This window comes from Bacillus sp. B19-2 (genome assembly GCF_022832475.1).
Taxonomy (GTDB): Bacteria; Bacillota; Bacilli; order Bacillales; family Bacillaceae; genus Bacillus; species Bacillus paralicheniformis.
This window is the reverse complement of the sequence record NZ_JALHKQ010000002.1, coordinates 543,135-561,824: the sequence shown is the minus strand read 5'-3', so window position 1 is coordinate 561,824 and position 18,690 is coordinate 543,135. Positions and strand designations below refer to the sequence as shown.

Below are 18,690 nucleotides of genomic sequence, written 5' to 3'. Positions count from 1 at the left end.
TTTTCATGATGATCAAAATATAGATTTGACGACCCGCTCAGAAGCTTTGCCATCTTCAAACGAACAAAATTTTTCATAAAATGATTCATAATTCTTGTGTAATTGAGGGTTCCTCAGTACCCTTTCGATCTCTTCCATCAGCTCGGATTCATTGTAGACCAATGTTCCCGGTGCTTCTCTTTCAAGATCAAAATAAAATCCTCTTAAAGTATCCCTATAACTTTCGATATCATAAGTGTAGAAAATGATAGGTCTTCTTAAATTTGCATAGTCAAAAAATACAGACGAGTAATCTGTAATTAAAATGTCACTGATGAGATACAGCTCTCTAATGTCGGGATACAGCGAGGCATCATATATAAAACCTTCATACTGTTCAAAATCAAAGCTTTCAGCTACTAGATAGTGCATTCTCAACAGAATAACAGAATCTTTCCCAAACATTTCTTGCATCTTATCTAGATCCATTTGAAGTTGGAATTTGTATTTTCCCTTAGCATAAAATTCATTATCCCGCCATGTCGGTGCATATAAGATGACCTTTTTATCCTCGGGGATATTCATTTTTCTCTTTATGGCCTTCATCGTTTCCGGGCAGTTGTCTGTATACAGAAAGTCATTTCTCGGGTAGCCGGACTCAATCATTGTTTTGTTAAATTGAAAAGCGCGGGCAAAGATTTCGGTTGAATAACGATTCGGGGATATTAAATAGTCCCACTTCGCTGCTTCTTTAGTGAAATTTTGCTTGTACTTCTCAGTGTTGGTGCCCGGCATGTGCACTTCTTCCATATCGACGGCAAGTCTTTTCAGCGGAGTCCCGTGCCATGTCTGCACATATGTCGTGTGCTTTGGTTTTGGAATCCATAAAGGAAGCCGGCTGTTTACAACCCAATACTCCGCTCTTGCCATGGCAAACAGCCACTTCAGCGTGAATCGGTGAATATAAGGAACATTTTTTTCTTCGAAAATGTCCGTATAACTCGGGTTTACACTCCATATTAAGTTGTATTCCGGATGATGTTCCTTCATATATTCGTAAATGGCTCTCGGATTGCAGCTGTACTGCTTGCCGGCAAAGCTTTCAAAAATGACGGTTTTCTTTTTAACAGGCAGTTTGCCGGCCAGTCCAAAAGTAAAATAGTAGGCTCTCTTCACCATGCCTGAAATCTTTTTCTTTACTTTATTCTTGCCTCTGCGAATGACTGACATCAGCCTTTTGCTTTTTCCTTTAGCAAAATAAACCGCACGGGTTTTGATCGTGTAGTCGTTCATTCTTAGGCGCATGCCCCTTTTTCGTTTCTGCGGATAGATGTGAAAACGGGCTGGTCCTTTTTTTGTATCAACAATTGAAAAACGGTCTATATCATCTATAAGCCTGAATGCCCTGCTTTTTATAACGATTTCCTCCCCTGTTACAGCATCTTCACCTACGTATTCTATAAAAAACTGAAAGAAAGCAGGCATCCTGTTCTCTTCATAAAACTTTTTCAGATCAATTTCCGCCTCGAATCCAACGGCGTGACCTGAATCGCCGCGCTGAACGTCTTTTAAAGGAAAACCCAAAACCCTTTCCTCGTCTTTTTGATTAATTTCCTTTAAAACCAGCCTTCTGCTTTTTATCATTGAACGTTCTTCCGCATCAAGCAGAAAAGTATAGCCTTCGATCTTAAGTTTTCCGTCGGAGCTTAACTTAATGCCGTCCGCTTCCGCCACTGCTTTTCTCCTTAGAACATCAAGAGCGAAATGGCCTTTACGGGTCGTATACGGCAAATAAATGATCTGATTGGCTCGATCCTGATGCCAAGACAGCTCTATCGGTTTTAAGGCTGTGTAAATCCTCTTTTTACATTGATTTTTTTCATTATTTTCATATATCACATAAAAATCGATGACCGTTTCGTCTATCACCAGATTAGATAGATCATCTAAAGATATTTCCGCTGCTTTCAACTGCTTTGAATCGCTTATTTTGTTACAAGTTACACGCATCTCTTTTTTCGAATTGCGGTTAACTGCCAAAACACCGACATGATCAAGAGAGACAGAACTTTCGAACGCAAAATAGAGGCAAGCATCGTTCATTTTTATTTCCCGCAGCTGAAATTCTATCGGAATTGCACTATCCATAAGATCAGTCTACTCCTCTTTTTTTATTCAGAAGCAAAGTGTTCATACTTATTATATTAAAATGACTCGTATACGAAACAAAAAGCACTTCTTATTATGTTTAAGAAGTACTTTTTGAATTTTTATTAAGCTGATCCGGCATTACAGGTTCGCGATTTCCTCTTTAATCTTCGTCGTGGAAATCCCTTCGGTTCTCGGAAGGTAAACAACCTCGCAGTAATCCTTCAGGAAGTCGAATTTTCCTTCCCAGTCATCCCCCATGACAAATACATCGATGTCATGGTCGATCACATCTTGTACCTTTTGATCCCAGTTTTTTTCCGGGATGACTTCGTCTACGTAGCGGATCGTTTCTAGAATGAGCTTGCGGTGCTCATAGCTGTGATAAGCTTTTTTCTGTTTTTGAAGATTGAATTCGTCAGTCGAAATCGCAACGACGAGATAATCCCCCAATTGTTTTGCCCGTTCCAATAACTTGATATGTCCCCAATGCAATAAATCAAACGTTCCATATGTGATGACTTTCTTCATTGTCATGCGCTCTCCTTTCTTATCTTAAGGCGAAAAACTATATTGATATATCAAAAACACTCGATAAGTTACATTCATTTCACAGGTCTTTACTGATCATTCATTATAGCACATCGCCTATCAAACGTTAAGTATTGTTTACGGTAAATGAAATTCCAAATTTTATTTAAAAAAATCGAGCCCTTTCTGAATAAGACGTAAAAAATCTTAATCTAATGTAAAGATATTGTTAAGCTTTTATGAATGATCTATGCTAAAATATACGTTAGACCTCCTGAATTTTTGGGCTGGTCTCTTAAACTTCGACTTTCATACATTCGTATATACTTACACTTCTTAACCGGAAGGAGGAAAAAAACTATGCTGCAAACGGAAACGGTTCATCATCTTGCATATGTTAACGGGGATTTGCCCGGATTTTTGAATCATCTTGAAGAATCCTTTATCGACCGCAATGAGGGGGCATTTATCGCAACGGTAAACCCTGAGATCGGGTACGCGGCTGCAAAAGACAAGGATTATTATCAAACAGTTTCATCTGCTGACTTTATCCTGCCGGACGGAATCGGCATCGTCTTGACGTCAAGGCTGATCAACAGCAGATTAAAATCGAGGATCGCGGGGTACGATGTATTTATCAACCTCTTGAGCCTGGCTGACCGCAAAAAGAAAAGAGTCTTTTTATACGGGGCCAAACAAGAGGTTATTCAAGCGGTTGCTGATCGGCTTTCAACCGAGTATCCCGGAATTGAGCTGGCCGGGTATTCACACGGCTATGTCAAAGACAAAGGCAAAGTTGCGAAGCAAATCGCGGCAGCCAAGCCGGACATGGTTTTTGTGGCTCTCGGATATCCGCATCAGGAAAAGTTTATTTATGAACATAAGCATTTATTTCCTCAGGCGATTGCGATCGGCATCGGCGGGAGCTTCGACGTGTTCAGCGGAAAAGTGAAAAGAGCGCCGAAAATGTTCATCAAGCTGAATCTTGAATGGATGTACCGCCTGCTGACCAATCCGACGAGGTGGAAGCGGATGCTGAACATCCCGAAATATGTCTTTTCCGTTCTGAAAGAGGAAAGAGTTCAAAAACAGCGGCACTACTATCCGGAGCAGATCAAAGAGCAATCCAAAATCGATTTGTAGAAAAGAGTCTGGATAACGAATGAATATACGTTCTTTATTGGTTATGATTTACTCGGCCGGTCTCGCTTTGACCGGCTTTATTTTCAAAAGGGTAACAGCGCGCGACAGAGCTGTATTGCTTGTTTCCTTTCCGGATAATGCGCGCGCGCTGCTGGAGAAGTATGTCAGCAGCAGCCGGCCGTTTGAAATGGAAGTCCTTTATACAAGGCACGCCGTTTCCCTTGCAGATGAATATCCTTCCGTTCGATCGCAAGTGATCAACGAGAAAAATCCGATTCATCTCATAAAAGCCGTATACCGGATGTTTAAGTGTAAATTCGTGTTAACGGATAATTATTTTCTGCTGACAAGCGTATTGAATAAACGCCCTCAGACGACGTGCATTCAAATTTGGCATGCGTCCGGCGCTTTGAAAAAGTTCGGACTCGAAGATATCGGAAACCGGTATCGATCCGCCGGCGATATCAAGCGGTTTAAAAAGGTGTATCGTTCTTTTGATTACATCGCCGTCGGCTCGGAGAAAATGGCGGATATTTTCAAACGGTCATTCGGCGTGGAAGATGACCGTTTTTTGCGGACGGGTGTTCCGTTAACTGATGAATATTTTCATGCCGGAAGACAAACAGCGGACCGTCCGGACCAAAAGGTTATTCTCTATGCGCCGACATACAGGGACTATTGTCTGACGTCCGTTCGCCTCCCTTTCTCTAAGGAGCAGCTCTCCGGGGAACTGAAGGGAGAATTTCAGCTGTTGGTCAAACTGCATCCGGCCGTGCGGGAACAGATTACTTTTGAAGAGCACGAAGGGCTGATCAAAGATGTATCAGACGTTCCGCTAAAAGATTTGCTGATGGAATGCGACATCCTGATTTCCGATTACTCGTCAGTCGCCTTTGAGTACGCTTTGTTAAATAAACCGATTTTGTTTTTTACGTATGATATGGCAGAATATAATGAAAAGCGCGGACTGATCGATGATTTTGAAGCAGTGATTCCCGGCAAAGCCTGCATGGACAGCGACATGCTGTTGAAGGAAATCAAAGAAATGTCCATCACAAAGGAAGAGATCAAGAGGTTCGCACAAGAATGGCATCAATATTCAACAGGCGATGCCAGCATGCGTCTGTTGAACTTTTTGAGCGAGCATATGACGGCAAATGAAAAAAGACCGGCCGGTTCCTAATGGAACATGGCCGGTCTTTTTATGATGATTACCGATAAACCGGCACATCATAATACAGCGTATATTGATCAAGCAATGTATAAAGACTGTACATTCTCCCCACCTGCTTATAAGCCCAGCCGACATCTGTCGCATATTGGTGAAGGGCGTTCGGAGACCATCTCATTTTATAGAGGGTATCCTGTTTGTAAGTCGGGTGGTGAATGTATTTTTCACCGATGAATTTGGCTCCGCCCATAATGGCGGCCTCAGGTGTGAACCATCCTTGTTCATAGGCGTATTTTGCACCGTAGTAAAGCGGGTTGCTGTCGTAAGCCCCGACGCCGTACATGTTGTAAACCTTTTTGTCGTTGAACATCGTTCCTTTGGCCAACTCGGAAGTTCCGTTGCCCGTTTCAAGGAGCGAGTGCGAAATGAGGTACAGTTCATTGATGCTGTATGCTCTTGCCGCGTCGATGAACGCTTGGCCTTTGCCTGTCAAAATCCCTTTATTATATAGGATTTTCGCATTGACTTCGGCGGCATTCAAGCCGGCCGTTTGCGAGAGTTTTAAAAATTGGAAGTATGCTGAGCTGTCTTGTGTAAAATTTTCCGGATTGACATATCTCTCGACTTCATCCCTGCTGGCATTTCGCCAATTCATTCTGATTTTTGCCCAGCCGTTTTCCTGGGAGATGATGTTGACTTTATCCCCTTTTTGCAGCTGTCCGATGATGTTGCCGCTTGTCACAAGGGGGCTTGACCTGATATTCAGCAGATCAGCCGTGACGGTTTGGTTCGCCGTATTGATGTAGCTTAATGAAACATAAGCCGGCGCATCCGTTTGCGGGCTGACTTTTATCTGTTTGTCGACCATCTGGCTGAGCGTGATTCCGTAGTCAGTCGTTGTGATTTGCGGACCGTTTTTCACTTTGACGACATTCACCGGCCAGCCGTAATTCGTTTTGATCCGATTGGCGGCGGCATCCGCACGGTCTTTCCCTGTAAATTGTTCATTGATCGAGATGTGAAACAGGCTGACTGCCTTTGTTTGGTAAGTTGCGCTGACATTGTTTTTCTTAAAGACATTCAGTCCCTTGTCGAGATCTGCTTTGCTTGTGATCTGACCTGTCGTCACCCGGTACTGCCTGTAGCCGTACTCACCCGTTTGTTCAATCTTGCCCGGTATACTTCGCTTGCTGAAAAATTCGAGCGCATGCTGTAATTTCTCCGAGCCGATCAAAGCTTCCGAACTCAGTTTGTAGCGGCTATCATACTGGCCGGTCTTGACGGCCTCTGCGTGAATGCCTGTTTCTTTGAAGAAATTGAGCGCCTTCGCCACTTTGTCCTGTTCGTATACGGACTCCGTTGTCAGCTGATAATGGCTGTACACTTTTTTTCCTGTCGGTCCGGCCGTTCCCGCCGCACCGTTTTTCTTAAAGAATTCCAGCCCTTTATTGATTCGCGCTTGGACGGCTGTTTCGCCGGACGCGATCCGGAAGCGGCTGACGGTCGTACCGCCGGCGCTTTGGGCGGAACCCTGAATGTTTTTGTTTTTAAAAAACCGGATGCCCTCGTTTGCTTTCTTTTGATCTGAAACCGGGACGGAAACGATTCTGAAAGATGTCTGCTTTTTTCCCGCCTTTGCGGCAGTGTAACGCCACGTTTTCTTTTTAAAAAAGGTGTCGACTTTTTTAAGGTTTTGACTGTCTACACTTTTCATGCTGACGATCCAGAAGCGCGTGCCTTTTACCTTTTCCGTGCTTGAGGTGAGACCGGTATTCTTTTTAATTTGGCCGGCGGCATTTTTCGCGGTCTTTTCGTCATTAAAATATCCCGATTTCACATTGTAAAGCTGTGCCGGCTGACCGGCGGCTTCATATGCCCCTTTGATCTTGAGCTCTTTTTCAAACTGCTTCAGCAGATTTTTTGCGTTTGTTTCGCCTTGTATCGCACCTGTCACAATTTTATATCTGGGCTGTTGTTTCTTTACTGTTTCTATCGTTCCTTTAAGAGCGGTTTCTTTTTCAAATTGGACAAGCAGGCTTTTCGCTTTGCTCTCATCTGCGATTTCTCCTGAATAAAGCTTGACGAGCGCTTGTCCCGCTCCGTATGGTGCGTACGACGCTTTGAGGCCGGTCGCTTTTTGAAAACGATCGAGGATCGCTTTCGTGTTGTCTTCGCCTTCGATTCCTCCGGTGGCAACCTTCACGTATGCTTCCCTGTTTCCTGCAAGTGTATAGGTTGCTTTCAGCCCTGTTTCTTTTTCAAATTGGAGCGCCCATTCCTTGGCTTTTGCTTCACCGGCAAATTCCTTTGATACCGCTTTGGAAAACGGTTCTTTCTGTCCAATCGGACCATAGGACGCCTTCAAACCGGTTTCTTTTTCAAACTGCAAAAGCAGGTTTTTAGCCCTGCTCTCCCCTTCGACACCTTCTGTTGTCAAAACGTAAGTTGTGCCGTTTTTCCCTGAAGGTTTGACCTCGGCTTTCCATCCCGTGTCCTTTTTCAGTTGTTCGGCTGCTTTGAGCGCTTCGCTTTCGCTATTAAACTCTTTTGTTGTTTCGATTTTGTAGACGGAAGTATCGGTATATGCTGCTAAAGCAGGGATTGCCGGGACTGCCGTATGTATGAGCAAAACGATTGCAGCAAAAATAACGGTTTTTCTAATGTTTTTCACATTCTTTACTCCCCTCGCCTATAAGCCTCCTAATTTCAAAAACTTGCTTTCTCTTTTTATCGGCGAGCCGGACTATTTTTTCACAATAAAAAAGCTTAACGGCCTTCTTTTGAAGACCGTTAAGCTTTTTATATGTGAGACACGATTAGTTCGCATGTTCCTTCTATCGTAAAGTCATTCGTTTCCGCCGGCAGGATAAAATTTGTTCCTTTGCTGATCGGAAATAATTCTCCGCCCTGAGTAAGCTTTCCTTCTCCTTCAATCACACTGCATAACAGGAAAGGGGCATCCTGGGTCAGCTCAGCGGCACCGTCGATCTCCCATTTGTATACGGAGAAGTATTCGGCTTCTACAAAAGTCTTAATGGTAATCCCTTTTTGAGTTTCTGTCGATTCGTCAACATAGCTGTCAACGTGCGGTACTGTTGTGACATTGATCGCCTGTGTCAGGTGAAGCTCGCGCTTTTCTCCATTTTGATCGGTCCGGTCATAATCGTATACCCTGTACGTCGTATCAGAGCTCTGCTGTGTCTCCAAAACGACCGTCCCTTCGCAAAGAGCGTGAATCGTGCCGCTTGGCACATAATAAAAATCGCCCGGTTTGATTTTGATCCGCCTTAACAGGTTGTCCCAATCACCGCTGTTGATCATGGTGACCAGCTCTGTCCGCGTTCTCGCCGTATGGCCGTAAACGATCTCGGCTCCTTCTTTGCAATCGATGATATACCAGCATTCCGTCTTACCGAGTTCTCCGTTTTCGTGTTCGCCCGCATAATAGTCATCAGGGTGGACTTGAACGGAAAGGTCTTGATTGGCATCAAGTATTTTCATTAACAGCGGAAAACGGTCTCCCTCTGCACCGCCGAACAATTCGCGGTGCTCGTCCCAAAGTTCGGAAAGCGTTTTTCCTTTGTAAGGACCCGAAGCAACGAGGTTCGGCCCGTTTGGATGGGCGGAAATGGCCCAGCATTCACCTGTCAAATCAGAGGGAATGTCATAGCCGAATGTCTCGCGCAAAGCCGTTCCCCCCCAGATCCTCTCTTTAAACTCAGGCTGCAGAAATATCGGTGATTGAGTCATGTTGCCATCTCCTCCCTTAATTCACGATTTTCTTATGTAAATAAAACGCTTTCTTTTATTGATAGACATGTATAATAAAATATAAACCTTTTCATATTTATTATGACGTTATCTTGATAGAAGTCAATGCCGGAAAGGAAAAACAGAAGCCCCGGAGGCTTCTGTTTCTGATTATGCCAGCTCGATAATGCGCTGGTTTGAGCTTCCTCTGTAAAGGAGCGTCAAGTCCCTTTTTTTGATTTCGAAAGGGCCGTCTACCAGGACATCGCAATAGGCCAGCAAGGCGCTGTGCTTTTCATTTTTCAAGATTTGTTCGTACGTATAGCCGCTGTAAAGCCAGATGTCCTTTGCGGATTGCTGCTTAATTCTCTCAGACAGTTCGATCAGTTCACCCGCATGCAAAAGCGGCTCTCCTCCTGAATAGGTGACGTTTGTTAGCGGGTTTTTCATAATTTCCTCAAATACTTCGTCTACACTCATATCAAATCCGTTATTGATATTCCAGCTCTGTTTATTATGGCAGCCTTCACACATATGCGGGCAGCCCGCTAAAAATATGACTGTTCTCAGTCCTTCTCCGTCTACGATGCTGTCATGGATAATATTCATCACTTTCATAGGTGCTTCACTCTGTCCTTTTCTTCTTGTCTTTTCGCCGAATTCCACTTAGACATATCTCCGACTAAATATCCTGTAATCCGTCTGATCCGTTCAATCAAAGTCTCATCGCGATTTTTGCACTGCGGGCACTCGTTATCGATGATTCCGGTAAATCCGCACGCCTTGCAGTGGTCGACAGGATGGTTGATCGAGGCGTAGCCCATGCCTGACCGGCGCATGGCGGTCACAATCATGTCCATCGCTTTAATGTTTTTTTTCGGGTCTCCGTCCAGCTCAATGTAGCTGATATGCCCGCCATTGCACATCAAATGGAACGGCGCTTCTTTTCTGATCTTTTCAACCGCAGTCAGCTTATAGTGAACAGGGATGTGAAACGAGTTCGTATAGTAGATCCGGTCTGTGACATTGCGGATCGAACCGAACTCCAATTTATCTTTTTTTACAAATTTCCCAGAAAGTCCTTCTGCCGGTGTGGCGATCAAGGAAAAGTTCAGCTTGTGTTTTTCTGTGGCTTCATCAGCCTTATCTCTCATCGACTGGACGATTTTTTTGCCGAGTTCAAACGACTCCTCGCTTTCTCCGTGATGTTTTCCGGTCAATGCAGTCAAAGCTTCAGCCAGTCCGATAAATCCGATGCTCAATGTTCCGTGCTTTAGCACATCCTCGAGCGTGTCCTCAGGATCAAGCTTCTCGCTTTCATGCCAGATGCCTTGCGAATACAGGAACTTAAAGTCTTTTGCTCTTTTTTTGCATTGAAAGGCGTACCGTTCAAGCAGTTGTTGAATCGTTAATTCCATGTAGCGGTTTAGCAAAGCAAAAAACTGTTCAACGTTTTCGCTGAGCAGCGCTATTTTGACAATGTTGATCGAGGTGAATGACAAATTCCCTCTGCCGATGCTGTTTTCTTTCCCATGAATATTGGACATGACGCGCGTTCTGCATCCCATATAAGCGATTTCGCTTTCCGGTGTTCCGTCATAAAAAGGTTTATTCACGGGCGAATCGATAAAGCTGAAGTTCGGAAACAGCCTTTCAGCGCTTGTTTCCAATGCAAGCCGGTACAAGTCATAGTTAGGGTCTGTTTGATCGACGTTGACGCCTTCTTTCATTTTGAAGATCTGAATCGGAAAAATCGGCGTCTCACCTTTGCCGAGACCTGCTTTTGTCGCCTTCAAAATATTTTTGATCAAAAGGCGGCCTTCCCTTGATATATCCGTGCCGTAATTAATTGAAACAAACGGAACCTGTCCGCCGCCCCGCGAATGCATGCTGTTGGCATTATGTATAAAGGCTTCGCACGCTTGGTAAGTTGTGTTGTCCGTTTCTTCCCACGCTCTTTCCCTTATCTCTTCTTCTGTCAAAGTTGTCGGGTATTGTTTGATTTTCGCGAGATGCTTTTCGTACGTTTTGCGGACGTAAGGCGCCAGGTCGTAATCGAACATCGGAAATGACTGGCCGCCGTGCTGCATATTTTGATTCGATTGAAAAATAATGGATGCGAGTGATAATGCGCTCATAATGTCCTTCGGTTCCCTGAGGGAGCCGTGGCCTGTATGGAATCCGTCTTTTAACAGCCGGCTCAAAGGTATCTGGCAGCAAGTCGTTGTGCCGCTCGGCATATAATCTAAATCGTGCGGGTATATCAAGTTGTCATCGACTGCTTTCTTGATTTCCGGCGACATTAAGTAATGGAGCGCATAATGTCTTGAACTTTCGGATGCAAACCGGCTCATTTGCCCCATCGGGGAGCGGCCGTCTACGTTGGCATTTTCCTGCATAATATCGTGATCTCCATACCCGACGATATCATGAAATGTTTCTGTCAATTGTAATAATCCCTGTTCTTTAAAGCCTGTTGTCATCCTAACCTCTCCTAAAAAGTAGCATATATAGTGTTAATATTTCCATCAGACACTATATATTGATATTAACACAAATGATACCCGCTAAATTTAGCAATTTGGTGACGTTATTTAAAAACGGTCATAAAAAAAACGCCCCGGACAAAATGTCCCGGTGCGTCAGCGGCGAAATTACTTGTAATCGATCGTCATTTGTTTCGGAGGTTTTCTTTGTCTTGTCCGTTTTTCGATCCAGACGGTTGCAAGCGGCGTCAGAAGCGAGGTGACAATGACACTTGTCGCGATGATCGCGGTCGCTGAATCAGCCACCGGCACAAACACGGGGTTTGCATCGGCAAGCGCATACGGCACGGCTACCGCAGCCCCGGCCGTTGACGATGCCGCGACGCCCGCGACGCCGTCTCCTCTTGCGACAAAGCGGTCCAGCAGGTATAGAGAAACACCCGAGAGAACGACGACTGATACGCCGACAACAATGCCTAAAAGGCCGGATTGGATCAACATTTTAAAATCGAGCGTGTTTCCCAATGAAAATGCGAAGAACGGAATGATCGCCGGTACGACTTTTCCGAACAAATCGCGCAATTCAGGGTCAAGGTTTCCGAGAATGCAGCCGAGTAAAAACGGGATGACTGTTGCAGCCAGCGTCTCCCAGGGAAATGCCGCGAGCCCTGTCACACCGAAAGTGACCATCGTCATAAACGGGCCCGATTCCGTGCTGATAAAGGCGAAAGCACCGGCGTCTTCCTTTCTTCCCATATGGTTCATTAACGCCAAATACAGACCGCCGTTCGTTTCATTCATAACGGCTACAATAGCAAGCACTGACAGTCCGGCAAAAAACCCGCTTTGAATGCCTTCGTCTGGAATGAACTGAGCTGCGATCAAACCCAATAATGCGGCAATGCCGACTTTGCCGATCAGAAGCGTCAGTCCCTTCCTCGCAATATATCCTGAAGAACGAAAATCTATTGTTGCGCCAACGCAAAAGATAAATACTCCTAAAATCGGCAGCGTTCCGGTAATCAGGGCGCCTGTAAATCCGCCGAAAAACTCCGCGGTTTCCGGAGCAAACGTATTCAGCGTTGCGCCCAGAAAGAGCGGAATGATCATCATGCCGCCCGGCACACGTTCAATCGTTGCTTTAATTTTCATCATTTTTTCTCCCATTCTAGAAATTAATGAAAAAGCAAAGCTGTCGATCTTGCAAAATCTGAAGTCTTTTCACGCTGCGCACGCTTTAATTCTGCTGAACCCGACGCTGAAAGATACGCTGGAGATCCGCTTCTGACACTTTGTTCAGCTGGCTTCCCACTCCAACTGCCAATGCTCCGGCATCAAGCCATTTCTCCACATCGCCCGGATGGATCCCGCCTGTTGGTATGAATCGAACCTTCGGAAAGGGGCCGGCGAGGTTTTTCATGTAAGGAATCCCGGAAGTCCCCCCTGGAAACAGCTTAAGAACCCGAAAACCCTTTGAGACCGCTTCCATAATTTCGCTCGGTGTTAATACGCCGGGAATAAAAAATGTATGCAATGAGGCGGCTTCCTCAGCCAATTTTTCCGAAAAGCCCGGGCTGACGATGAATTTTGCCCCCGCTGCCGCGGCTTCCCTCGCCTGTTCGCTTTCCACCACCGTTCCGGCTCCGACAAGAAGGCCGTCTTTTCCTGCAAATTTTTCAATCAGCTCAGACGCTCCCGGCGTCGTATATGTGATTTCAATCGCAGTAATTCCTTTGTCGACCAATCTGTGAATGCTTTCCTCAGCAGCTTCCTTACTGCCTGCGCGGACGACCGCGATCAGCCCGGCCTCAGCCAGCTGTTCTTGCACTTTTCCGATCATAGACATTTCCATTACGGTCAACCTCCTGTTTTTTGGTTGTTTGCCTCTATAGCCATAAAAGCTTTCAATTGATCCCTTGACGGCAGACCGTCCATATCACCCGGAGCCATGACGGCCAGCGCTCCGATCGCATTTGCCCTCTGAACTGCTTCTTCCAGCAGCAATCCGTCTAATAGACCGCTGATCATGCCGACGGCAAAACCGTCACCAGCGCCAACGGTATCAACAACCTTCTCCACCTGATAACCCGGTACATAACCCTCTTTATCATGTGTCCGGTAATAAGCCCCCTCTTTTCCAAGCTTGATGACAATTACCTTGATCCCCTGCATCACATAATATTTAGCGATATCCTCGGGAGAATTGCAGCCTGTCAGGAGTTTTCCTTCATTGATCCCAGGCAGAAACCAGTCTGCTTGCGCGGCGATCTCATTAATCGTGTGAACCATTGTCTGCTGGTCCGGCCAAAGCTGGAAGCGGAGATTCGGGTCAAACGAAATCGTCTTTCCGTCTTTTTTCATCTGGTGAACGGCGTGGCGGGCGAAGCCCCGCATTTCCCTTGAAAGGGCAGGAGGTATGCCTGTCACATGCATATGTTTGGCTCCTTTGAAATACTCTGCCGGATAGTCATCAATGCTCATCGTGCTTGCTGCTGATCCGCTGCGGTAATACGTGACATCAGGGTCCCCGCTTTCAACCTTTGACTTGAGCAGGATGCCTGTCTGCCTGTCTGCACTGCGTTTGACTTCAGAGATGTCGACGCCTTCTTTTTTCAATTCATTTAAAATAAAAGTTCCAAGTGAATCGGCGCCGACCTTGCTCATCCAGCCGACTCGAAAGCCCAGGCGCGACAGTCCGACGGCAACGTTTGTTTCCGCTCCGGCAAGAGCCTTGGAAAACGAAGAAGCCTCATCCAGTCCGCCTGTTTCATTTGCGTAAAACATAGCCATCGATTCTCCGAATGTCATCACATCAAGCGACATGATTTCACACTCCTTTCGAAATGGTACCGGTTTCAAAAAAAGTTGCAGAAAAACACTCTCCCCTAAATTATCGGGTGTATGAGTGTTTCCATTTGACGAGTTCTACAGCGACTGTCTGAGAACAAGCTCCGCCTCAAGCTGAATCGTTTGCGGAGCACTTTCATCTCCTTCAATCCGTTTGATGATCCGCTCCATGGCGGCCCTGCCCATTTCATGCGACGGCTGGGCGATGGTCGTAATGCCCGGACCGATCAATTTATACCATTCCGTATCATCAAATCCGGCAATTCCGACGTCTTCCGGAATCGAAATGCCAAGCTCATAAAGGCAGCTGATGATTTTCAGCATCAGAAGCCCGTTGTTTCCAAGAATGGCTTTTTTCCCTTCTTTCATTTCCAAAAAGCTTTTGACGGACTGTAAAAGAGATTCTTTGTCCTTTACATCTGCCTCATATACAAGAGGATTGCCGCCGGCATTACGTTTAAGCGCGATTTCTGTATAGGCGGAAACCCTTTCCTCCCTTGGACTGATCCCTTTAATCGGCTCGGTAAACAGACCGACCTGGGCATAGCCTTTGTCATACATGAGATTGACGATTTGACTCGTCACTTCGCGGTTGTTCGTTGTAACTGCATCGATCTTGAGCCCGGGCACTTTCCGGTCAACGAGCACAATCGACACATCCTGGCTGATTAAATCCATGAGCACATCGTTGTTTCTTCCCGTTGTATTCATAATCAGCCCTTCAATGTAATGCGCGTTCAGCTTGTGCAGCATCTCCCGTTCTTTTTCAGGACTGTTGTCCGTGTTGCAGACCATGATGCTGTACCCGTACTGATCGCAAACCTCTTCCACCCCTCTCAAGGTGGCAACTGAAAACGGGTTTGTAATATCGGCGACCAAAAATCCGATAACCTTGCTTTTTTTCACCTTCAGCCCCTGCGCCATCTGACTGGGGCGGTAATGAAGTTCCTCGATCGCTTTTTTGATGCTTTTCACCTTTTTCGGTGAGATGGCATCAATCTTCCCGTTGATATAACGGGAAACCGTTGATTTTGATACACCTGCATGTGCGGCTACTTCATTGATGGTTACTTTCGCTGTTTGCTTATCCTTCATTCAAGTACTCCTATGACCTAATAATTTGAAACCGATTTCAAAAACTTTATACCATCAGCATATCACATCATTTAAATTTTGGAAGAGTATATTTAAATTTTTCAAGATTGACCTTGACAATATTCAGAAAAAAATGAAAAGACTGTTGACGATTTCCATTATTTACTTTAGAATTCATGTTTGAAACCGTTACCAAAAACTTTGAGCCCTTCATTCAAGTCAGTCTAAAAAACGTCCAATTCAAGGAGGAGAAGGTATGGAAAATCGTTATTCTGTTCATCCGGAACAAGCGAAACGATTCACAACCGCAGAGCTTCGCGAGCATTTTTTAATAGAGTCATTGTTTGTTGAAAACAAACTGAACATGGTGTATTCGCATGAAGACAGAGTTGTGATCGGCGGGGCTGTTCCAGTAAAGGAGTCCATCGCGCTCGATGCCGGCGATTTTTTAAAAACGGACTATTTTCTGGAACGGCGCGAAATCGGGATTGTGAATGTCGGCAAGCCCGGTGCGGTCAAAGTCGGTGATGAAGAATACGTACTGGAGCACAAAGATTTTCTGTATATCGGCCTGGGAAATAAAGACGTTTCCTTCTCAAGCTTGAATGAAGGCGGAGCCAAGTTTTATTTCATCTCGGCGACTGCACACCAAAAGTATCCGGTGCAAAAAGCTTCGCTTTCAGAGCTTCCATATGATCATTTAGGAGAAGAAGCCTCTTCAAATGTCCGCAATCTATACAAAGTGATTCACGCAGACGGCATCCAAAGCTGCCAGCTGATGATGGGCATTACGTTTCTTGAACCCAATAACACATGGAACACGATGCCGGCGCATGTTCATGACCGTCGGATGGAGGCTTATCTGTATCTTGACCTTGCCGAAGATGCAAAGGTGTTTCATTTCATGGGCGAACCGACGGAAACACGGCATCTTGTCGTCGGCAACGAACAGGCAGTTATTTCACCCGCGTGGTCTGTCCATTCGGGCTCAGGTACATCCAACTACTGCTTTATATGGGCGATGGCCGGAGAAAACTACACATTTAAGGACATGGATGCTGTCCCGATGAATGTCATACGGTAAGGGCGTGAACGTGAGATGGGATATCTTGAATCGCATTTTTCACTTGAAGGCAAAACGGCGCTTGTGACAGGCCCGGGAACGGGAATCGGCAAAGGAATTGCCGATTCGCTTGCAAAAGCGGGAGCGGATATCATCGGCACTTCACATACGAGCGGACTTGATGAAACAAAGCGGCTGATCGAAGAAGCCGGCAGAACGTTTACGTCTTATCAGCTTGATATGGGGAACCTTGACGAGGTGGAGGCTTTTGCAAAAGAGATGCTTGACCGCCATCAGATTGATATTCTCGTCAATAATGCCGGGACGATCCGCAGAGAAAAAGCGGCTGATTTTTCCCGGGAGAACTGGGAAGCGGTGATCAATGTCAATTTGAACAGCTTATTTTTGCTGACGCAGGCTGTCGGCCGGCAGATGATTGGGCGAAAGCAGGGGAAAATCATCAATATTGCCTCGCTTCTTTCATTTCAAGGAGGCATTCTCGTCCCTGCATATACAGCAAGCAAGCATGCAGTAGCCGGATTGACGAAGTCTTTTGCCAATGAATGGGCGGCGCACAATGTCCAGGTCAATGCGATTGCGCCGGGCTATATCACAACGAACAATACGAAGCAGATCCGCGAAGACCAAAACCGCAATGCCGAAATCTTAAAACGGATTCCGGCCGAGCGATGGGGTCAGCCGGATGACATTGCCGGCGCCGCCGTATTCCTTTCGTCGCCGGCATCCGATTATGTGAATGGACATGTGCTGGCCGTCGATGGCGGATGGCTGGCAAGATAATGCGCCAAAAGGCTGCCGATAGCTCGGCAGCCTTAGAATGTTGACAAAATCCTAAAACGGTTTTCAGTTTTAGGATTTTGTCATCCTCTCAGCGTGATTGAAAACCCTTGCAGTCTAGGAAGGTCGAGCATCGGAGCGGAGCGAATGTCGTAATTCGTGAGCACCGACGCGCAGGCCTGACAACGAATGCGAGGGTTTGTCGACACGCTGAGGCTGCCGATAGCTCGGCAGCCTTTATCATCGCTATGGCTTCAAAATCACTTTAATGCAATCATCTTCATGGCCGTTGAACAATTGGTAAGCGCGGCCGGCTTTTTCAAGCGGAAGCTGATGCGTAATGATTTCCTTTGGATCGAATTGATTCTCTTCGATCTTCTTGTAAATCTCAGGCATCAAATGGATGACCGGGGCCTGCCCCATTTTCAGCGTAACATTTCTGGAAAAGAACGCGCCGAGCGGAAACATATTATAATTGCTTCCATATACCCCCGTAATCTGTACGGTCCCGCACTTTCTGACCGCCTTTGTAGAAATTTGAATCGGTCCGAGCGTGCCGCCCTGAAGCTTCAGTTTTTGCTCCAGATACTCAAGCGGAGATTTTTTGCCGTCCATCCCCACGCAGTCGATCACGACATCCGCCCCGCCTTTTGTAATCTCCTTTAAATGCTCGCCCATGTCAGGATATTTTGTAAAGTCAAATACTTCAACGCGGTTTAACGCTTCAGCCTGCCTTAGGCGGTAGTCCAAGTAGTCTACTGCAATGACCCGCTTCGCCCCTTCCATCCAGGCAAACTTCTGCGCCATTAATCCGACCGGTCCGCAGCCGAGGACAATGACGGTGTCCCCCTTTTTGACGCCTGCATGAAGCACGCTCCAATACGCGGTTGGCAGGACATCTGATAAAAACAGGAGCGACTCGTCCTCCATCTCACATGATTCAGGGATGACAAACGGCGTGAAGTTGCCAAACGGCACTTTTAAATATTCAGCCTGTCCGCCAGGGTGGTTTCCGAACTTTTCCGAGTAGCCGAAATATCCGCCTGAATCATAATGGGGATTGGCATTGTCGCACTGGCTTTCCAGCTTGTTTTCGCAATAAAAGCAATGTCCGCAGGCAACGGTAAACGGGATGACGACCCGGTCTCCTTTTTTCACTTTTGTTACATCAGGTCCTGTTTCTTCTACAATTCCCATCGGTTCGTGGCCGAGCTGAAAGCCTTTCGGAAGAGGAAAATTTCCTTGATAAAGATGGAGATCTGATCCGCAAATCGCCGTAGAAGTAATTCTGACAACGATATCATCGCTTTTTTCAATTTTGGCGTCCTCCACCTGGCTGACTTCAACACGCTGAGGCCCTTGAAACGTTACAGCTTTCAAATCGTCACACTCCCATTATCGTTCAGTTGACTTTAGTGTGAGATAAACCCGGGTTCTTATTCAGTTTTTTAAACAAACGTTTCATTAACCGTCATGCAGAGCAGCCATGATTCATACATAGAAGAAAACGGAGGTGTTGGGATGCTGCTGCAAATACTAGTCGGAGGGCTGGTTGTTTTCGTTATTTTCTTTCTCGTGTTTCGGGCGATCAGAACGGGTAATCTGCCGCGCCATGACGATTCGCAGCCAGAAGACGGAGAAAACAGAGATCAGCCATGATCGGCTGGCCTCCTCACACA

16 protein-coding genes are annotated in these 18,690 nt (G+C 46.0%); 5 read left to right on the top strand and 11 right to left on the bottom strand.

Going from position 1 to position 18,690, the window contains the following annotated elements:
- Positions 1-12 precede the first annotated feature (12 nt).
- Both MST20_RS09965 and tagD read right to left on the bottom strand, forming a co-directional pair.
- Entirely contained in the window at positions 13-2,127 is a 2,115-nt protein-coding gene (locus MST20_RS09965; RefSeq protein WP_243941895.1) for a CDP-glycerol glycerophosphotransferase family protein, read from the bottom strand.
- Between the two features lie 141 nt (positions 2,128-2,268).
- Positions 2,269-2,658: a glycerol-3-phosphate cytidylyltransferase gene (gene tagD / locus MST20_RS09960; RefSeq protein WP_011198365.1), complete on the bottom strand. Its 390-nt coding sequence runs from the start codon at positions 2,656-2,658 to the stop codon at positions 2,269-2,271.
- 363 nt (positions 2,659-3,021) lie between these two features.
- Here tagD and MST20_RS09955 point away from each other — a divergent pair, with 363 nt between their 5' ends.
- Together MST20_RS09955 and MST20_RS09950 are read left to right on the top strand one after the other, a co-directional pair.
- Positions 3,022-3,801: a WecB/TagA/CpsF family glycosyltransferase gene (locus tag MST20_RS09955; protein WP_075751826.1), complete on the top strand. Its 780-nt coding sequence runs from the start codon at positions 3,022-3,024 to the stop codon at positions 3,799-3,801.
- A 19-nt stretch (positions 3,802-3,820) separates the two neighbouring features.
- Positions 3,821-4,984, top strand: a complete 1,164-nt coding sequence (locus MST20_RS09950; RefSeq protein ID WP_243941893.1) for a CDP-glycerol glycerophosphotransferase family protein — start codon at positions 3,821-3,823, stop codon at positions 4,982-4,984.
- Positions 4,985-5,012: 28 nt separating this feature from the next.
- Here MST20_RS09950 and MST20_RS09945 read toward each other — a convergent pair whose 3' ends face one another.
- The 8 genes from MST20_RS09945 to MST20_RS09910 form a co-directional block, all read right to left on the bottom strand.
- The gene (locus tag MST20_RS09945) at positions 5,013-7,643 is read right to left on the bottom strand and encodes an N-acetylglucosaminidase (protein WP_243941891.1); all 2,631 of its coding nucleotides are present in this window, start codon (positions 7,641-7,643) and stop codon (positions 5,013-5,015) included.
- Between the two features lie 128 nt (positions 7,644-7,771).
- On the bottom strand, positions 7,772-8,722 hold the full coding sequence (gene manA, locus MST20_RS09940; RefSeq protein ID WP_243941889.1) for a mannose-6-phosphate isomerase, class I: 951 nt from the start codon (positions 8,720-8,722) through the stop codon (positions 7,772-7,774).
- Between the two features lie 171 nt (positions 8,723-8,893).
- Positions 8,894-9,340, bottom strand: coding sequence for an anaerobic ribonucleoside-triphosphate reductase activating protein (nrdG, locus tag MST20_RS09935; RefSeq protein ID WP_243941887.1), 447 nt, complete (start codon positions 9,338-9,340; stop codon positions 8,894-8,896).
- Positions 9,337-11,205 carry an anaerobic ribonucleoside triphosphate reductase gene (locus MST20_RS09930; protein ID WP_243941885.1) on the bottom strand — a complete coding sequence of 623 codons (1,869 nt, stop codon included), beginning with the start codon at positions 11,203-11,205 and terminating at the stop codon, positions 9,337-9,339. Before MST20_RS09930 ends, nrdG begins: the two co-directional genes overlap by 4 nt.
- Before the next feature lie 171 nt (positions 11,206-11,376).
- Complete coding sequence (gene kdgT / locus MST20_RS09925) at positions 11,377-12,360, bottom strand: 2-keto-3-deoxygluconate transporter (protein WP_243941883.1); 984 nt, start codon at positions 12,358-12,360, stop codon at positions 11,377-11,379.
- 85 nt (positions 12,361-12,445) lie between these two features.
- Positions 12,446-13,060 carry a bifunctional 4-hydroxy-2-oxoglutarate aldolase/2-dehydro-3-deoxy-phosphogluconate aldolase gene (locus MST20_RS09920; RefSeq protein WP_243941881.1) on the bottom strand — a complete coding sequence of 205 codons (615 nt, stop codon included), beginning with the start codon at positions 13,058-13,060 and terminating at the stop codon, positions 12,446-12,448.
- A gap of 5 nt (positions 13,061-13,065) precedes the next feature.
- A complete protein-coding gene (locus tag MST20_RS09915; protein ID WP_243941878.1) occupies positions 13,066-14,031 on the bottom strand; it encodes a sugar kinase in 966 nt (321 codons plus the stop codon).
- A 102-nt stretch (positions 14,032-14,133) separates the two neighbouring features.
- Entirely contained in the window at positions 14,134-15,150 is a 1,017-nt protein-coding gene (locus tag MST20_RS09910; protein WP_243941876.1) for a LacI family DNA-binding transcriptional regulator, read from the bottom strand.
- Between the two features lie 256 nt (positions 15,151-15,406).
- Between MST20_RS09910 and kduI the strand changes: the two genes are divergently transcribed.
- A complete protein-coding gene (gene kduI, locus MST20_RS09905; RefSeq protein WP_020453163.1) occupies positions 15,407-16,234 on the top strand; it encodes a 5-dehydro-4-deoxy-D-glucuronate isomerase in 828 nt (275 codons plus the stop codon).
- Between the two features lie 15 nt (positions 16,235-16,249).
- Positions 16,250-17,014: a 2-dehydro-3-deoxy-D-gluconate 5-dehydrogenase KduD gene (gene kduD, locus MST20_RS09900; RefSeq protein ID WP_243941875.1), complete on the top strand. Its 765-nt coding sequence runs from the start codon at positions 16,250-16,252 to the stop codon at positions 17,012-17,014.
- A 243-nt stretch (positions 17,015-17,257) separates the two neighbouring features.
- On the opposite strand, the gene MST20_RS09895 is transcribed toward kduD, so the two are convergent.
- Positions 17,258-18,391: a zinc-dependent alcohol dehydrogenase gene (locus MST20_RS09895; RefSeq protein WP_243941874.1), complete on the bottom strand. Its 1,134-nt coding sequence runs from the start codon at positions 18,389-18,391 to the stop codon at positions 17,258-17,260.
- A gap of 141 nt (positions 18,392-18,532) precedes the next feature.
- Between MST20_RS09895 and MST20_RS09890 the strand changes: the two genes are divergently transcribed.
- The gene (locus tag MST20_RS09890; protein WP_023857161.1) at positions 18,533-18,670 is read left to right on the top strand and encodes a hypothetical protein; all 138 of its coding nucleotides are present in this window, start codon (positions 18,533-18,535) and stop codon (positions 18,668-18,670) included.
- Positions 18,671-18,690: the final 20 nt, after the last annotated feature.

Coding starts and splice junctions, on each gene's coding strand:
- MST20_RS09950 (WP_243941893.1), top strand. CDS start 3,821: ATGAATATACGTTCTTTATTGGTTATGATTTACTCGGCCGGTCTCGCT.
- manA (WP_243941889.1), bottom strand. CDS start 8,722: ATGACTCAATCACCGATATTTCTGCAGCCTGAGTTTAAAGAGAGGATC.
- MST20_RS09920 (WP_243941881.1), bottom strand. CDS start 13,060: ATGGAAATGTCTATGATCGGAAAAGTGCAAGAACAGCTGGCTGAGGCC.
- MST20_RS09930 (WP_243941885.1), bottom strand. CDS start 11,205: ATGACAACAGGCTTTAAAGAACAGGGATTATTACAATTGACAGAAACA.
- MST20_RS09915 (WP_243941878.1), bottom strand. CDS start 14,031: ATGTCGCTTGATGTGATGACATTCGGAGAATCGATGGCTATGTTTTAC.
- kduD (WP_243941875.1), top strand. CDS start 16,250: ATGGGATATCTTGAATCGCATTTTTCACTTGAAGGCAAAACGGCGCTT.
- MST20_RS09890 (WP_023857161.1), top strand. CDS start 18,533: ATGCTGCTGCAAATACTAGTCGGAGGGCTGGTTGTTTTCGTTATTTTC.
- kdgT (WP_243941883.1), bottom strand. CDS start 12,360: ATGAAAATTAAAGCAACGATTGAACGTGTGCCGGGCGGCATGATGATC.
- nrdG (WP_243941887.1), bottom strand. CDS start 9,340: ATGAAAGTGATGAATATTATCCATGACAGCATCGTAGACGGAGAAGGA.
- tagD (WP_011198365.1), bottom strand. CDS start 2,658: ATGAAGAAAGTCATCACATATGGAACGTTTGATTTATTGCATTGGGGA.
- kduI (WP_020453163.1), top strand. CDS start 15,407: ATGGAAAATCGTTATTCTGTTCATCCGGAACAAGCGAAACGATTCACA.
- MST20_RS09965 (WP_243941895.1), bottom strand. CDS start 2,127: ATGGATAGTGCAATTCCGATAGAATTTCAGCTGCGGGAAATAAAAATG.
- MST20_RS09910 (WP_243941876.1), bottom strand. CDS start 15,150: ATGAAGGATAAGCAAACAGCGAAAGTAACCATCAATGAAGTAGCCGCA.